The 17,939-nt window shown below is 48.5% G+C and carries 13 protein-coding genes; 5 read left to right on the plus strand and 8 right to left on the minus strand.

The genetic code is table 11. The annotated features are described in order from the left end of the window. Positions 1–130: 130 nt before the first annotated feature. Positions 131–1,282 (minus strand): 2-methylcitrate synthase, encoded by a 1,152-nt coding sequence (gene prpC / locus QN379_RS12210; protein WP_322232317.1) that lies wholly within the window; start codon positions 1,280–1,282, stop codon positions 131–133. Between the two features lie 172 nt (positions 1,283–1,454). Beyond that, complete coding sequence (gene prpB, locus QN379_RS12215) at positions 1,455–2,339, minus strand: methylisocitrate lyase (protein ID WP_323506744.1); 885 nt, start codon at positions 2,337–2,339, stop codon at positions 1,455–1,457. 488 nt (positions 2,340–2,827) lie between these two features. Between prpB and QN379_RS12220 the strand changes: the two genes are divergently transcribed. Then, complete coding sequence (locus tag QN379_RS12220; protein WP_323506745.1) at positions 2,828–3,568, plus strand: hypothetical protein; 741 nt, start codon at positions 2,828–2,830, stop codon at positions 3,566–3,568. 287 nt (positions 3,569–3,855) lie between these two features. Further along, entirely contained in the window at positions 3,856–4,272 is a 417-nt protein-coding gene (locus QN379_RS12225) for a helix-turn-helix transcriptional regulator (protein ID WP_322232320.1), read from the plus strand. Positions 4,273–4,580: 308 nt separating this feature from the next. Here the strand turns inward: QN379_RS12225 and QN379_RS12230 are convergent, their stop codons facing one another. Continuing rightward, positions 4,581–4,985: a hypothetical protein gene (locus QN379_RS12230; RefSeq protein WP_322232321.1), complete on the minus strand. Its 405-nt coding sequence runs from the start codon at positions 4,983–4,985 to the stop codon at positions 4,581–4,583. Between the two features lie 1,044 nt (positions 4,986–6,029). On the opposite strand from QN379_RS12230, the gene QN379_RS12235 reads away from it, so the two are divergent. Further along, positions 6,030–7,706: an MFS transporter gene (locus QN379_RS12235; protein ID WP_322232322.1), complete on the plus strand. Its 1,677-nt coding sequence runs from the start codon at positions 6,030–6,032 to the stop codon at positions 7,704–7,706. A 370-nt stretch (positions 7,707–8,076) separates the two neighbouring features. Here QN379_RS12235 and QN379_RS12240 read toward each other — a convergent pair whose 3' ends face one another. The 5 genes from QN379_RS12240 to QN379_RS12260 all read right to left on the minus strand — a co-directional run bounded on the left by QN379_RS12240 (position 8,077) and on the right by QN379_RS12260 (position 13,561). Next, entirely contained in the window at positions 8,077–8,514 is a 438-nt protein-coding gene (locus QN379_RS12240) for an ExbD/TolR family protein (RefSeq protein WP_323506746.1), read from the minus strand. Between the two features lie 13 nt (positions 8,515–8,527). Further along, complete coding sequence (locus QN379_RS12245) at positions 8,528–8,956, minus strand: biopolymer transporter ExbD (RefSeq protein ID WP_322232324.1); 429 nt, start codon at positions 8,954–8,956, stop codon at positions 8,528–8,530. 2 nt (positions 8,957–8,958) lie between these two features. Then, positions 8,959–9,894 carry a MotA/TolQ/ExbB proton channel family protein gene (locus tag QN379_RS12250; protein WP_323506747.1) on the minus strand — a complete coding sequence of 312 codons (936 nt, stop codon included), beginning with the start codon at positions 9,892–9,894 and terminating at the stop codon, positions 8,959–8,961. A gap of 68 nt (positions 9,895–9,962) precedes the next feature. Beyond that, complete coding sequence (locus tag QN379_RS12255; protein ID WP_323506748.1) at positions 9,963–10,619, minus strand: TonB family protein; 657 nt, start codon at positions 10,617–10,619, stop codon at positions 9,963–9,965. A gap of 206 nt (positions 10,620–10,825) precedes the next feature. Further along, positions 10,826–13,561 carry a TonB-dependent receptor gene (locus tag QN379_RS12260; RefSeq protein ID WP_322232327.1) on the minus strand — a complete coding sequence of 912 codons (2,736 nt, stop codon included), beginning with the start codon at positions 13,559–13,561 and terminating at the stop codon, positions 10,826–10,828. 443 nt (positions 13,562–14,004) lie between these two features. Between QN379_RS12260 and QN379_RS12265 the strand changes: the two genes are divergently transcribed. Beyond that, positions 14,005–15,795, plus strand: a complete 1,791-nt coding sequence (locus QN379_RS12265; protein WP_323506749.1) for an ABC transporter substrate-binding protein — start codon at positions 14,005–14,007, stop codon at positions 15,793–15,795. A gap of 256 nt (positions 15,796–16,051) precedes the next feature. Next, entirely contained in the window at positions 16,052–17,935 is a 1,884-nt protein-coding gene (locus tag QN379_RS12270; RefSeq protein ID WP_323506750.1) for an ABC transporter substrate-binding protein, read from the plus strand. The last annotated feature ends 4 nt before the right edge of the window (positions 17,936–17,939 follow it).

Below are 17,939 nucleotides of genomic sequence, written 5' to 3' on the forward strand. Positions count from 1 at the left end.
GGAAAGAGGAGAATGCTCAGGTTTTAGGCGTTACTTACTGTCCTTGGTCGACCCGAGCGGCAAAGCGTCCGGGTCGATGTTCCTGCTTTTTATTAGTACGCGTATTGCTGAAAAATTGCTAAAAAAACGATTAGCGTTTGTCGATCGGTACGAATGCCAAATCGTCTGGTCCGACATAATTGGCAGATGGACGAATAATCTTGTTATCGATACGCTGCTCGATCACGTGTGCGGCCCAACCGGAGGTACGGGAAATCACAAACAGCGGCGTGAACATCGCTGTCGGTACACCCATCATATGGTAAGAAACGGCTGAAAACCAGTCCAGATTCGGGAACATTTTCTTGACTTCCCACATCACGGTTTCCAGACGTTCAGCAATGTCAAACATAGCTGTCGAACCAGCTTCCGCTGATAAATTGCGTGCAACTTCTTTAATTACTTTGTTGCGTGGATCGGATACGGTATAGACCGGATGACCAAACCCAATCACGACTTCCTTGTTCTCTACCCGGCTTCTGATATCCGTTTCTGCTTCGTCCGGATTATCGTAACGTTTCTGAATTTCAAAAGCTGCTTCATTCGCACCACCGTGCTTTGGACCGCGCAAAGCGCCGATTCCACCAGCGATCGCGGAGTAAAAATCTGAGCCTGTACCGGCGATAACACGGCTAGTGAAGGTGGAGGCATTGAATTCATGCTCTGCGTATAGGATCAGCGAAACGTGCATCGCTTTTTCCCATTCGGCGGATGGCTTTACACCATGCAACAGATGCAGGAAATGGCCGCCGATAGACTCATCATCGGTTTCAACTTCGATGCGCTTGCCGTTGGTGCTGAAGTGATACCAATACAGCAGCATCGAGCCGAATGATGCCATCAAGCGGTCCGCGATGTCGCGTGCGCCCGGCGCATTGTGGTCATCTTTTTCTGGCAATGTGCAGCCAAGCACCGAGACACCGGTGCGCATCACGTCCATCGGGTGCGAGGCGGCGGGCAGCGCTTCCAGCGCGGCCTTGACGCTAGCTGGCAAGCCGCGTAGAGATTTCAGTTTCGCCTTGTAGCCTTTCAGTTCTGCGGCAGTCGGCAACTTGCCGTGCACTAACAGATACGCGATTTCCTCGAATTCGCAGGTATTGGCGATATCCAGAATGTCATAACCACGATAGTGCAGATCGTTGCCGGTTTTGCCGACGGAACACAGCGCAGTGTTACCTGCAGTGACGCCGGACAGCGCGACAGATTTTTTTGGCTTGAAAGGGGTTACTTGAGCTTCACTCATTTTTTGATTCCTGATAGAAAAGAATTGGTGTAATCGGTAAATTGTAGTCAGTGCTACGCTTTATTTCCCAGCAACAAATTTCTCAACCGTCCGCCGCAAACATCACGAAGGTTCGGGTCACCTGGATGGGAATGAGAGATAACGCTGCCGGGTCGGCTTTGCGCCTATCCTTTTATTTTTTCTGGGCGGCAAATAAGGCATCCAGATGCTGCTCGAAATCGTGATAGTTGATCCGGTCATACAATTCCATGCGCGTTTGCATGGTATCGACTACGTTCTTTTGCGTGCCATCGCGGCGGATGGCGGTGTAGACGTTTTCGGCGGCCTTGTTCATGGCACGGAAGGCAGACAGCGGATACAGCACCAAACCAACATCAGCTGATTTCAGCTCATCGACCGTGAACAAAGGCGTGGAACCGAATTCAGTAATGTTTGCCAACACCGGCACTTTGACAGCGGCGGCAAATTGCTTATACATTGCCAGCTCAGTGATCGCTTCAGGAAAGATCATGTCGGCACCCGCTTCGACACAGGCCATCGCCCGATCCAGCGCGGATTCCAGTCCCTCAACCGCGAGCGCATCGGTACGCGCCATGATGACGAAATTGTCGTCGGTACGTGCATCAACTGCAGCTTTGATACGGTCAACCATTTCCTGCTTGCTGACGATTTCTTTATTCGGACGGTGACCGCAGCGCTTGGCACCGACCTGGTCTTCAATATGGATCGCTGCTGCTCCAAATTTGATCATCGATTTGACGGTACGTGCGACGTTGAAAGCACTTGAACCAAAACCAGTATCGACATCCACCAACAATGGGAGATCGCACACGTCAGTGATACGGCGCACGTCGGTCAGTACATCATCCAAATTGGAGATACCGAGGTCTGGCAAGCCGAGCGAACCGGCTGCGACACCGCCACCGGAAAGATAAATCGCCTTGAAACCGGCGCGCTTGGCCAGCAATGCGTGATTAGCGTTGATCGCGCCCACAACTTGTAACGGGGACTCTTCTTGCATCGCCTTGCGGAAGGCTGCACCTGCGGAATAACTCATGTTTTCTCCTTATGGATCGCAAACTTGTTTCATGCAGAGATCTGCAATTCTAATACCGCTAAACTCTGCAACAACCATGCCAACTAAATAGCTCGTTTTAGAAAACCCGGATGAATGTTGAATAAGTCATTAAAATCAACATCTTGGAATGAAGTACCAAGGGCGATTCGTTGTAATTTAATGATTTATTTAACAATAAATGTTTCAATTTTTGTTTCAAATAATGTTTCATTAAAATGATGAAACATTATTTGAAACAAAATGGAACATCGCACTCACACATGAAAATGCCATTGAACAACATTCGTGCCGCTCAGCGCCACTCAGCGCCATTCAGCGTTATCAATAGCAATGACTGCCGATGATTGCCATTGAACATCACTGAGCTGGATCAACCGCCTTACCGGACATTATTTATTACGCCAAGGTAACATCAACAATACTGATTGGCATAAGTTGGCATAAAAATGAAGAAAGAAGAAAGAGCAATGACAACGATTGAACTACCTTTTCGAGCGACAACAGCGCAGGCATGCCACTGGCTTGCGCAGCAAACCGGATCACCGTGGACATTGGCACGCATGATAGAGAGCGGCTTGACGCCTTACGTCTGGCTGGAATATGACACCGAGTATCCAGCGCTGTTTGGTGATGCCAACGGCGGTTATCCGGCACCGATTTTTTTCGAAGGTGATACGCAGCGACTTGCCGCCGGTAGCGAAGATGTACTCATCACGATTACTAAAGATGTCTATCGGATAGTGGCGCAACTCAAACCTCCAGGTTTTAGGAGGGCTTTGCACGAGTTACGTTTTCTAAAAAAAGATCTGGAGCGCCTGACAAGCAAACTCAAACGTGAGGAAGACGCCAAGACCAAGGCCGACGCAAAAGCCAAGTCCGAACCAATCAGCGCCGACGGCGCAAAGGAATCACAAAGTGGCATCAACAAAGATCAAGCATTGATCGCATTTGCCAGCCTGGTAAAAATTGATCTACAGAAGGCGCTTGACGCTGGCGGTGGCATATTTGGCGATGATGGAGCAAGAGTTAAAGCGAGTACTAAAAAAGCAAAAAACAAAGCTGTGTGGAATCCGATTACGTTGGCGCTGGGATTGAACGACGTGTATCGAGTGCCAATGCCACATCTAAAACGTGCATTTAATACACATGATTTTTTAGCCGAATGGTCTAACGAATGGAACCAGGCTCTCGTGCTATTGGGCAAATAAAACGCCAACCGTGATGGTGGCGACAAAACGCCTGAAACACCATCCTTTCATCCGAAGAAGTCTCGCAATGTGAATTTTGAAATTTTCATGAACAACTGTTCGACTTCCGGCGACCACTCACGCCATTGCAATGGCGTCACAATATGCCTTTTTACCCCACAGAATGTGGCAGAAACTGCGCATCCGCAAATATTCAGAAACGCGCAGTTTCGCAAATCATAAATTACACGTAAAGTGGAACCTAATGCTAAGTAAATACCACAAATCGTTGATTGTTTATCCACGCCATGGAAATTACCCTCGTCTATATGTACTCACTCAAAATAGAAGTTGGTCGACGACTAAAGCAAGCAAGAGAAGCTACCGGAAAAACGCTGGTCGAAACCTGCGCAGAAGTCCCGGGACTTTCACCTACGAGACTGTCAAACTGGGAAAATGGGACGCGAACAGCTGACCTCCAAATTGTCAAAAAACTAGCAAAAATATATCTGACCGGCGCTAGTTACCTGATGACTCTGGAGGATGAGCCACCAGATCCAAGATCAACCTTATTGATCACGCTATACAGGGCAACTGATATTCGCGGGCAAGAAGCAATTTTGCGCGTTGCTGAAATGGAATCGAAATATACGGTGATCCTTCAACTGCCCCCACCTGCAGACGAGAACAAACCTCCAGAACAACCTCAAAATCCTGACAGTTGATAAACCAGCATAAAAATTAACGAGACGAACCCACCGACAAGGTGGGTTTTTTTTAACAAAAATATAGTAGGTGTGGATATTTCTATTTACTTAATCCACATTAGGTGTAATATAAAGCTTAGCAGATTTTGAGGCAATCAACAGTTTGATGAAACTTTATCCACCACACTCAATACTTTGTTGCCTTAATCAGGGGATCGCAGCGATATGACGAATAGTAATTTGATACTGGAGATGTGAAACGAAACGAAAAGTAACGACAGTACGGCTTGAGCTTTTTTGAATACATTTAAGTTAATGATTTGCTGCTAGGTATTTTTGTAACCGAAGACAGAATCTACGCCCAATACAGAAATGGCTGCCTCGTATACTCTTTCGTTCGCACACATCAACATCAATGAAGAGCGATGAGGCGCATGGCGGAATACTTCCCGCACACGCTTTACCGCTACAAGAGTGCCGGTTAGCTCTACAACGACGAACGGCGCATCCTGTGCATGATTGCGTTGATGATAGTCAATAACGCGATTAACAACTTCCATGGCAAGTGAATTAACTTGCGCCTCGTCCTTGGACGGTCCCGTCAGTGTGCCAATGGCAATGCCAACTACCAAACTTTTATTGTCTATGCGTGCTTCAAATGCGGTCAACGATGCTAACCCTCCTAATTCCTCCCCATCTGCAGGAGGTAAAAAAGTACTATTAATTTTCATTTCGTAGCTCCAAAAAAAAACGTTCATCACGTACCCGCGGATGCCATTTTTTGTCAATCGCAACACACTAGGGCCACTTTTTAAAGAGTCTTAAAAACTGTGACGCATTTAAATAAAATGATTAGCGATGAAGAAGTTTGTCGGTAACAGCTGCGTAATACCTAGTATCGATTTGACGTGCTTTTAGTATCAATAATAAGCGGCACAAGTTCTAGATAGTGCGTTATGCGGCCAGGTCTTTCAGTGGCATGCTTATTTATGTTCTGGTAGTACATTCAACACGTGGGCAAAGATCGCTGACACGTTTTTAATGAAGCCATTGTATGAGTGCTTTGAAACGTGCATCACACGCGTTTAACAAATTTAAGTAATTTCCTATAGCCTCCTTCCGCGATAACTGGCCCTATTTAAGCACAACGATATTTAAAATATCTCAACACAAATGTGGCCACGATCACTGCCTACAAAAAACGTTCTTGAATGGATGTTTGGGATAACCACCTCTGCAACAGCGCCACGATCCACACCGATGGATAAGATCACGACATTTGTAAGGACCCGCGTTGGTTGTACAAAGGGCGCGTCGACTCTGTGGATGTGGGCAAGTCAAGCCGGATATTTAATCATTCAGCATTTGAGATTGACATCGACGACCTGACGGGTCGCGTCGAAATAGCAACTCTATCCAACACTCCCCTTCTACATTTCCATACAGCAACGTTACGGATTGCTACTAAGCAATGTATAGAAATACCTCTGACCACTCTCCATCGTTGCGGCATCAACATTTTCGATGCTTGTAAGTTTACGTAAGTTTATAACAAGATTTGTGTAAGGTTACGGCCCCACACTCCACACGCGCAGGCTCGCACAACAAGCGCGCATTACAAGCACGCATAACAAGCACGCATGAAGACTATTTGGTATTTAGCCCGTCTAAAAATTGCAATCTGGGAAAAACCCGACTGGCATCAAGGTCGCTAAATAACAGCACAGCAGATTGCAGAGTTAGATTTAACAATTTTAATAATGAAGGAGACAGGCATGGCGATCAGCATTGCAGCAGGAAAAGTGGCCTCACGCAGCATCACTGCGGACGAGAGAAAAGTCATTTTTGCGTCATCACTTGGCACAGTATTCGAATGGTATGATTTTTATTTATACGGCGCGCTGGCGGCGATTATCGCTAAACAGTTTTTTGCTGGCACGGACTCCAACACAGCATTTATTTTTGCGTTGCTGGCATTTGCTGCGGGATTTATCGTGCGCCCATTTGGCGCTTTGGTATTCGGCCGTCTGGGCGACATGATCGGTCGGAAATATACATTTCTGGTAACGATCCTGATCATGGGACTGTCGACCTTTGTGGTCGGCATTTTGCCTAACTACAACTCTATTGGCATTGCCGCACCAATCATTTTGGTCGCTTTGCGTATCTTGCAAGGTCTTGCGGTCGGTGGAGAATATGGCGGAGCCGCCACGTATGTCGCCGAGCATGCGCCCGATGACAAGCGTGGTTCGTTTACTGCATGGATCCAAACAACAGCGACACTGGGATTATTTTTGTCTCTATTAGTCATCCTTGGTACACGTACGGCGATGGGTGAAGAAGCATTCGCTGACTGGGGCTGGCGCATTCCGTTCCTTTTGTCGATCGTTTTACTCGGCGTTTCGGTCTGGATTCGCTTATCCATGAGCGAGTCCCCTGCTTTTGTGAAAATGAAAGCGGAAGGTAAAGTCTCCAAAGCACCGTTGACCGAAGCATTCGGCCAATGGAAAAATATGAAGCTGGTCATTTTAGCTTTGTTTGGTTTGACCGCAGGTCAAGCCGTGGTCTGGTACACAGGTCAGTTTTACTCGCTATTCTTCCTGACGCAAACGCTTAAAGTTGACGGTCCAACTGCCAACATTCTGATTGCAATGTCTTTATTACTTGGCACGCCCTTTTTCTTGATTTTTGGCTCGTTGTCGGACAAGATTGGTCGCAAGCCAATTATTATGGCGGGTTGCCTGATAGCGGCACTGACGTACTTCCCAATCTTTTCGGGCTTGACGCACTATGCCAATCCAGCACTCGAAGCAGCTCTGAAAAGCGCACCGGTCACCGTCACAGCAGATCCGGCGACTTGTCAGTTCCAGTTCAATCCAACTGGTACCAAGAAGTTCACTTCTTCCTGCGACATCGCCAAAGCCAAGCTGTCTGCCATGTCGGTTAATTATGAAAACGTCGCAGGCGCGCCGGGTTCAGTAGCAACCGTCAAGATCGGCGATAAAACGCTCACTTCGTACGACGCAAATGGTTTATCGAAAGCAGATGCTACGGCTCAGGACAAAACGTTCTCCGCTGCGTTGTCCAGCAACGTCAAAGAGGCAGGTTATCCGATCAAAGCAGATCCAGCAGAAATCAACAAACCGATGGTCTTGTTACTACTGTTCATCCTGGTGGTCTACTGCACGATGGTGTATGGTCCAATTGCGGCGATGCTGGTCGAGATGTTCCCTACTCGCATCCGCTACACATCAATGTCATTGCCATATCACATCGGTAACGGCTGGTTCGGCGGTCTGTTGCCAACTACGGCGTTTGCTCTGGTTGCTTTCAAAGGCGATATTTATTATGGACTGTGGTATCCAATTGTGATCGCTATCGGTACTTTCCTGATCGGCATGCTGTTCGTAAAAGAAACTGTGAATAACGATATCTACGCGGAAGAGCGCTAGTCCGATAAGAGACCGCAAAGTTAATCAAAAAAAGTAATCGATGTCCTGCTCCACATCATCAAATAGCAACACGATCATGTGGAGCAAGTCATCTTCAATTCAGTTATTTTTAAACGCCTCTGCGACACAATGATCAAGAGTGGGTTGCATCAGTGAGAATACATAGGCAATAGCTGAGCGTCCACGATTACTTGCTCACTTCTGGCGTGCGATCGATGAATGGCGTGCTCTTCTTTATATCCGGAGTGGGTGCAAGCACTGCAATATAACTTCCAAAAAAAACGCATCAAGCAAGAACTAACCTGCTTAATGCGCTTAAAGAAACACCTTCAACTCCGCTGATTATTTATCCCGCTTTACTTGTCCCGCATTACTTATCTATAAACTGCTCATTACCGACAATGCCAATTTTGGTGACACCAAGCCGTTGCGCCGATGCCATCACGGCGGCAACCGATTTGTACTCCACCAGTTTGTTCGGCCGCAAATGCACTTCATCCACATTTCCCATCGCTGCTACCGCCTGCAATTTACTTTCCAGCTCGGCCTTGCTTGCCATTAGGGCTCCGTTCCACAGCACATTTCCCGTTGAATCAATATCCACGGTATCAACAATCGGCGGTGCTGATTGTACTGGTGGATTACCAGTCGGCATGTTCAACTTTATTGCATGATTCTGGATTGGAATCGTGATAATCAACATGATGATGAGGACCAGCATGACGTCAATCAATGGCGTCATATTCATTTCCATCATCGGTTCCGGATCGTTACCGTTTCCACCAGATGAACCAATATTCATACCCATACTTTGCTCCCTGTTATTGGCGCGGTGGCGGTTCGGTGATGAAACCAATCTTGGCGATCCCGGCCCGCTGCGCGGTCAAGATCACTTTGCCGATATATTCATATTTGGTTTGCTGATCGCCGCGAATGTGCAACTCTGGCTGTGGCACGATGACCGCCACCAGCTTCAGCTTCGCCAACAGTTGCGCGGTGTTCGGCACTAGTTGCTCGTTCCAGAACATGTCGCCATGCTTGTTCACCGCCAGATTGATATTCTCCGGTTTGGTGACATAAGGTTGATCAGTTTCGCTCGGAAGCTTGACCGGAATCGTGTGCGTGACGACCGGAATCGTTATCAGAAAAATGATCAGCAACACCAACATAACGTCTACCAGCGGCGTCGTGTTAATCGTGCCGATCACTTCGTCTTCGTCCCCATCGGAAGAGCCGAGTGACATACCCATGATTAGCCAACCTTTTTCTTGATGCTAGCAATTTGACCCGCAGAACTCGTCGACATCACACCGCTCAACAAGACCGAGTGCAGATCGGCGCTAAACGAACGAATCTCTTCCATCGCGCTTTTGTTACGACGTACCAACCAGTTGTAACCCAGCACAGCAGGAACGGCGACTGCCAAACCGATGGCGGTCATGATCAGCGCTTCACCGACCGGTCCAGCAACTTTATCAATCGATGCCTGACCAGCGATACCGATGGCGGTCAACGCATGGTAAATCCCCCATACCGTACCAAACAGACCAACGAACGGTGCTGTTGAACCAACTGTCGCCAGAAAAGCCAGACCATCTTGCAAACGGCTTTGCACCTTTTCGACTGAACGCTGGATCGACATTGTGATCCAGGTATTGAGATCAATTTGCTCTAGCAATGCACCATCGTGGTGTTCGGTCGAGGTACTGCCGGTCTGGGCAATAAAATGATAGGCGCTGGCTGGCTTGAGACCTGCAATCGCCACTTCGACGCTAGGTGCTTTCCAGAAATTGTTCTTCGCATCTTTAGCCTGACCCATCAATTTCACTTGCTCGATCAACTTGGTGATGATGATATACCAACTGCCCATCGACATCAGGACCAGAATAATCAGCGTACCGCGTGCCACAAAATCGCCGCCCTTCCATAAGGCATCAAGTCCGTATGGATTACTGACCGTTTCCGTCGTGGCCGGAAGCGGCGGTGGCATTGGGTTGGCGCTGATGCCCGATGCCGCTACCTCCGCGGTATTAGTAGTTACTGTGGAAGTGGAATCTGCTGCCGATGTAATGGCTGAAGTTCCAGCCGATGCCGATGTCTGCGCCACAGCCAGCGGAGCGGAGAGTGTCGCAGCAGTGATCATGACAACGACAACAAATGCGGATAGGCGATTACGAGGTGTAGACATACGAGTACTCCAAATTGTATAAATGAGATTGCTGAAAAGACGAACAAAGGTGTACTACTTCAGACTGCTTATTCCAGCTTCCAGACATACTGCATTCTTGTCGTAGACGCGATTGCCTGTCCATCGGCCATCGCGGGGACAAAGTGACAAAGGCTCCACGCTTTCATGGTCGCCCGGTCCAGATCTCTGAAGCCGCTGCTTTTTTCTACTACAGCATCAAGAACATTGCCATCAGCACCGATAGACAGTTTGACGTTAACCACGCCCTCTTCTTCATTTTGCAATGACGCTCTTGGGTAAGCTGGTTTTTCGCAATTTCCCGCTACTTTTGCGCTGGTATGGGATGGCGTTGCAGGACCTGTCGCTGCGGCAGATGGTTGCGCGGTTGACGTCGGCAAGTCCGGCGTGGATGGTTTGACATTGGTGACCGCTGCAATCACGTTCACCTGTGGTTGGGGCTGCACTTTCACCTCAGGCGGCGGTACAAACGGTGGTGGTGGCGCGACTGTTTTTGGTGGTGGCGGTACTGGTTTAGCTGGTGGTGGCGGTGCTGGTGGCTTGATCTCTTCCACGATCTTGGTTTCGACCGGTTGTTGAATCACTTCAACAACCTTACGTGCAAGGCCCGTAAGAAGTGCATACACAAGGGCCACATGCAAAATAACCACCACACTGATGCCGACTACATTCCTGGAAGGTTTTTTTCCATCCTGCGTGAAATCCATACCTCTTTCCTCCGTTACATCGTTGTTCAATTGCTGAAAAATTCTGCAACCAATTCTGCACATTAGTACGCCAGCAAGTGATCAATTGCCCGCTCCACAACGACAAGACCAAATGGGGTCATCTCGTTATGGAACGGGCGCAAGCCAATCACTAATGACTCATTAAGAAATCCTCGAAAAAACGATTGAGGATTCCAAACAATCGGCTACTTAAATGCATAGTTCGCGCGCACAAAGAAAGCCCGACCGATTGCGTCGCCATAACGTGCGTCGTAACCGTACTGGAAGTTATCGGTCACGTTGGAGGCGGGTGGATCGGTATTGAACAGATTTTTGATACCGGCAGTCAATGTCAGGTTTTTAAACCCGGCGTAGGTTCCAGACAGGTTGTAGCGGGTGTACGAACCAACGTGATGATTGAAACCTTCCGCGACGGAGCTGCCGTTTTGATCCCGATAGCCGGTCGCAAAAGATTGCTGCACCACTGCGCCCCAAGGACCTTTGCTCCAGGTGAGTGTCGCAGTATGGCGCCAGCGGAATATCACGCCACCGGCCGTACCAACACCGCCGCCATAGACGCCCAGATTGCTTTTATACGCGCCACCTTTTTCGGACTGATAGTCGTATTGGTTGACGTAAGTACCGTCCAGCGCCATTCCAAAATTGCCCCAATCAGATTTCGGCAGACGCCATGAAAGACCCAGATCAATACCTTGCGTTTTGACGTTGCCAAGATTGACGTTGGTATCGATGATGTAATTGAGTGAACCATCAGGATTACGCACATAATCTGCGGCATATTTGACTGGATCGCCAAAAATATCACCCTCTGGCACTACCGATATCTGGTTCTTGATTTTGATATTCCAATAATCAATCGAGAGCGTCACATCTTTCAACGGTTCCATCACAGTACCCAACGTGAATGAGTTGGATTTTTCTGGTTGCAATTGTTTGTTACCGCCACCTTGTCTGAAGAACTGCTGACCGCAATCACGCGCGCTGATACCGCCCGACACTGCTGTTCCGTTAGGGCATAACGACGGATCATCATAGACGCTGCTGGTATAAGTTTTGGAGTTTGGATCATTCAGTTCATACAGACTAGGCGCACGAAAACCTGTGCTATACGAAGTACGGAACATCAAGCGCTTAGCCGGTTGCCAGCGTAGCGCTACCTTAGGATTCAACGTATTGCCGACGTCGCTGTATTTGTCGTAACGCAAGGCCAGCTGTGCTTCCAGCGACTTTACGATAGGGACATTGAATTCGGTAAACACCGCGCTGACATTACGACTACCTGAAGAAGACTGGGCATCTTGCGAACCAGTGCTTTCGGATAAATCTGCTAGCGCATGATTTACGTTGAACTGTGCGCTTTCATGGCGGAACTCACCACCAATCGCAAAACCTAACGGTCCTGCAGGCAACTGGAACAGTTCACGGCTGGCCGTAAAGTCGATCGACGCAGTTTGCGTTTTCGCACTTTCATAAGCGCCGAGCACTTGCGCGCTGTTCAGATAAGCGGTTCCCGCTGCACTTTGCGCGCCAAACGGATTGATAATTCCGCTTAACAGTCCGGACTTCACCAAATCATTGTTTAAATAACCGCCGTTCAGCTCGTCGCGTGCTTTACTCATCGAATAAGACAAACCGGTCTTGTAATCCCATCCAAATTTTGTGCCTTCCATACTCAACAACAAACGGTCAGTGCTGTTAATGGAATCATTGATACGCTGTCCAGCATCTGCAGAACGCCAATTGAGCGAGAGCGGACCGCCGCTTAAGCCTGCGACTCCGGGAGTTACGCCGTTCCCAGGGTAATACGGGCTGGAGCTTGGAATCAGATAGTCGCTGCTGGTACCGCTACCGTCACCGGCAAAAACATCACCTGCGACGCGTGTTCTTACCTTGCTTTCGGCATGCAGGTATTCAATCGAAGCGGTATTATCTGCATCGAGCTTGAAGGTGCCTTTACCAAGGAAAGAGACCTCTTCTGTTTGCGGAATAATACCGATATTGGCTTGACTGTTATAGCGACAAGTACCGGCGGCGGAAGGATTGGCGAAAGGTGGACGGCAACCAGAACCGTAATACGGATTGCCACTCAAACCAGAAGGTTTGCCCGAGGTTGGATCAATCGGACCGGCACCGGGGTCGTAAAAGTTGGCTGGACTGGAATTACCACTGCTGGCATTCAATCCAATACCAGGATTGCGACCACCCAATTGTGAAAAACTGCGGTCGCTTGCTTTGACGCCGTTCTGCGAGTGATAGTCAATGACGCCAAAGAAATTGAAGCCATCCTTATCCAGATCGCCCATACCACCGGACAAATTGAAACGTTTTTCGGCGCCGCCAGCCTGCTCGGGCACGATGCCTTCGACACTCAGATTAACGCCGGTGTAAGAGCGCTTGGTAATGAAGTTAATCACACCGCCAATGGCGTCTGTACCATAAATGGCTGAAGCGCCATCCCGCAGAATTTCTACGCGATCAAGTGCTGCAAGTGGAATCACATTCAAATCGACTGCCGCGCCGTCAAATGCGCTGTTGGCCAAACGACGACCATTGAGCAATACCAGCGTTTTGTTTGAGCCAAGACCGCGTAAATCTGCGGCTGCGCCAACTGTTTTGCTAGTGCCGACATTCGACGATGAATTAAATTGTGTTTGATTGCCGGAGACGGTTGCCAATACTTCGGCAGCGGTGGTTGCACCCACTTTGGTAAAATCATCCGCCTTGATAATTGTGATCGGCGATGCACCTTGCGCCGCCACGCGCTTAATGGATGAACCTGTAATTTCGACCCGTTGCAATTGCGGTTCACTAGAAGGATCCTCCTGCGCAAACGCAGAATGTGCTATCAGGCCGAAGCCGACAGCCATGCCCCCCGAAAAGACCCTACGTAGTGATCTCGACAAACCCTTTTCCGTCATCATAAACAAACTCCCCTGGGGATAATAGTTAGAGTTGAAATTAAATCTTTGTAAATTTCGATATATTTATTAATCGCCTTGTGAGCGATTTGAAGAAAAATTATTCTCTTTTATAGAATAAATAAAAATAATTTCCGCAATATTCAGAATTAACAAAAAATAACAAAACACGACAAAAAACAAAATACACGACGATTTATTGGAAAATGGCATTAATTTAAACGATCAATAACATTCCACAATGCAACATTAAGCAAATTTTGTGCCATGCAAAATTACCCCACAAATCTGGTGTATGCTTTCACAATGGCAACAATACAAATGTACTTTTGAGTGCGCTTTTAAGCACCTTACAAACGCTCTTTAAGATATTGTTTACATAGCGTTTTTTAACGCCACGGCACCATAAAACAAGCTTTATAAAAGGCCAAAAAAGGGAAATAAAGATGCGGATTTCTAAACGACTAGGCCATTTACTGCTCGCACCTCTTTGCATATTGATAGTTGCAAATGCAGCAGGTACTGCATCAAATCCAGCAGACCTGTCTAAAGTCGTACATGTTGCGTTTGAAGCAGCCGACGATGGATTCGATATGGTCCGCACAAACAACAGTCTTTATTCAACATGGGTTGGTGAAGCGATCTATGAGAGTTTGCTGACCTACGACTATTTGGCGAGACCGGCTAAATTGGTTCCAAAGACGGTTGAGGCCATGCCGGAAATCAGCAAGGATGGGCGAACTTATGTCTTCCATATAAAGAAGGGCATATTTTTCACCCCGGACCCAGCTTTTAACGGGGCACGACGAGAATTGACGGCACAAGATTATGCGTACTCCATCAAGCGCGTCCTTGATCCAAAAAATCGCTCGCCGCAGGCTAGTTCATTTGAAGGAAAAATTGTCGGCCTCGATGCAATCGTCGAGGAAGCAAAAAAATTAGGACAGTTCAATTACGATGCGCCGGTTGCGGGGCTTGAAACACTGGATCGTTATACGTTGCGGATCCAGCTCAATGCGCTCGATCAGACATTCCTCTATCTGTTGGCACACTCGACAACTGGTGCGGTAGCACGTGAAGTGATTGAAAAATATGGTGCGGACTCGGGCCGGCATCCGGTCGGGACCGGAGCCTATTTTCTAAAAGAATACGTCCCGCGTAGCAAGATTGTGCTGGAAGCAAACCCTGACTATCGGGGTTATATCTGGAATTTCAAATCTTCCGGGGATGCGTGGGATAAACAAGTCATCAAGGATATGCAGGGCAAACATATGCCACAAGTCGGCAGAGTTGAAATCAGCATCATTGAAGAAGAACAGCCACGCTGGCTGGCCTTTGATAGCGGGCAACTGGATATCGGTGAACTAGCCGGTAGCTCAGTTGAAAAAGCATTAAATAAAGACGTGCTTAAACCGCAGTACACATCCCAAGGCGTCTCTCTATATCGCTTTGTCGGGGCAGAAATTACGCATACTATCTTCAACTTTAAAGACCCTATCGTTGGCGGTTATACAAAAGAGAAAATCGCACTGCGTCGCGCCATTGCCATGGCCTATAACCTTGATGATGAAATTAGACTGGTGCGATTTGGTCAGGCCACCAAAGCGCAATCGGAAGTGCCGCCCGGTGTCGCTGGCTATGATCCGAAATATCGTAGCAGTATTGCTTACGATCCTAATCTGGCAAATAAGCTGCTGGACTATTTCAAGTACGGCAAAGGTTCGGATGGCTATCGCAATATGCCGGATGGCAAACCCTTCACAATCAAAATTTTTTCGACCGCCTCATCCGCAGATCAAGCTCGGATGGAAATTTGGAAACGCTCTCTGGATGAAATCGGCCTACGTACTGATTTTCCAGTCAGTAATTTCGCCGACAATCTCAAAGCCGCATCTGAATGCAAGTTGATGATGTGGGGTCTCGGTGGAACCGCCAGCATCCCGGATGGCTCCGATTTTCTAGAAAGTTTTTATGGGCCGAATGCTGGGCAAGGCAATCTCGGCTGCTATGCGTCCCCCGCATTTGACGATGCTTATCGTAAAGCGAGGGTATTACCCGATGGCCCCGAGCGGCAAGTATTTTACAATTTGATGGAGCGCCAAATCGAAGCGGATACCGCACAAGTATTGCATCTCTCACGCTTTCGCAACTGGGTAATCCGTCCATGGGTGAAGGGCTTTAAAAAGCATCCTATTTTGCATGCGGACTGGGAATATCTAGACATCCAAAAACACTAACTTTGAGGGCTTACCCCAAATCGCCCCAGCGGCGTTGTGCTTTCCTCGCCGCACTATTGGGACTTACGGAAAATCGCCCCAGCGGCGTTGTGCTTTCCTTGCCGCACTCGCGTGCTGTCTTCGTCGGCATGCCTTGCTGGGACGGTTTTCCGTAAGTCCCAAAGGTAGGTTGCCCGAAAAAGTCGCGTACTTAAATGGCCGATACAGTTTTATTAGCAAAAGACAACATCGTTGCAATATGGAGATTTTAAAAATAATGCATTCATCATCGTACCGTAGACCGCTTTCACTTCACCGATCTGCCGAATCAGGTGGTCGCTTTGGTCGCCTGTGCGCCAATCTGGGCGGTGGCTTGAGCGTCGTCAGCTTGTGTATCGCGGTGAGCTTCGCCTTACCGCTGCACACGGCTAGTGCGGCACCTACGTCACCAGCCGATCCGGGCAAGGTGTTGCGCTATGTCATTCCAGCGGCGGAAACCGGTTTTGATCCGGCGATGACGCGTGATCTGTATTCGCAGGTGGTGAATCAATCGGTATTCGAACCGCTCTTTACTTACGATTATCTGGCAAGGCCTGCCAAGCTGGTGCCACTCACAGCGGAGGCGCTGCCCGAGGTATCCGCGGATGGTAAGACTTATACCATTCGCTTAAAAAAGGGAATCTATTTTTCTGCCGATCCCGCCTTCAACGGCAAGAGGCGCGAGCTGACGATGGCTGACTATGTGTATTCCTACAAGCGTCTGCTTGATCCCATACTCAGCTCTCCGCAAGCCTGGCTGCTTGAAGGAAAAGTCATCGGACTGGATGAACTGGCGACCGATGCCAGAAAAACCAATCGCTTCAATTATGACTCCAACATTCACGGTCTTGAATTGCTTGATCGTTACACCCTGCGCATCAATCTGAAACAGCCTGATTTTAACCTCGGCATGATACTAGCTCACCAACCGACCGGTGCTATGGCACGCGAAGTGGTGGAGAAATATCGTGACGCGCAAGGTCAGGTGATGGCAAATCCGGTAGGAACCGGGGCTTATTTGTTGACGCAATGGGTGCGTGGATCACGTATCGTGCTGTCGGCCAATCCTGACTATCGCGGTTATATCTGGGATTTCAAGGCAGGTAGTGATCCCGACGATCAACGTATCGTCGCGCAAATGCAAGGCAAGCACATGCCGCAAATCGGTCGGATCGAAATCAGCGTGATGGTAGAAGACCAATCGCGTTGGCTGGCTTTTCAGAAAGATGAAATTGACCTCTTTCAGCTAGAGGGACCGCTCGCCCCACAAGCGCTATTGGATGGCAAGCTGAAACCGGAGTTGATCAAAAAAGGTATCCAGCTATCGCGCATCGTCGATCCAGAGATCAGCTATACCTATTGGAATATGCGTGATCCTATTTTGGGTGGAATGAGCAAAGAGAAAATCGCTCTGCGCCGTGCGATTGCGATGGCCCACAATGTCCGTGAAGAAATCAAGATCGTCTGGAATGACGAAGCAATTCCACTCGAATACCCGATCCCGCCCGGTGTCATTGGCTACGACCCGAACTACAAAAGCAGCATCCAATTCGAACCCGATGCGGCTAACGCCCTACTCGATAAGTTCGGCTACAAAGTTGGTAAAGATGGCTGGCGCACTCTGCCAGATGGCAAGCCCTTACAGATACGCTACACCGCCCGCGCCGACTCGCTGGGACAACAACAGTCCGAGATGTGGAAGAAGACCTACGATCTGATTCATATTCATATGCTTGGCGATTTGAAGCCGTTTCCGGATATTTTGAAGGCGGAAAAACAATGTCAGTTGCAAACTCGTACCGCACCATGGATAGCTGACTATCCGGATGGCGACAACTTCATGCAATTGTTCTATGGCCCGAATATCTATCAGAACAATAACGGCTGCTCGAAGATTCCTGAGTACGACACGTTATATGCCGAATCGCAAAAAATGCCAGCCAGTCCTGAGCGTGACGTGCTGTATCACAAAATGGCGCGCATTTTAGAGGTCTATGCACCGATTCGTCCTGGCTATGCCCGCTATCGCAACATGCTGGCGCAACCACGCGTTATCGGCTTTAAAAAGCATCCGATATTGCCGATCGAGTGGATGTATTTTGATATTGAAAAGCGCAAATAGTGTG

Source organism: Glaciimonas sp. Gout2 (assembly GCF_035018905.1).
Classification (GTDB): domain Bacteria; phylum Pseudomonadota; class Gammaproteobacteria; order Burkholderiales; family Burkholderiaceae_D; genus Glaciimonas.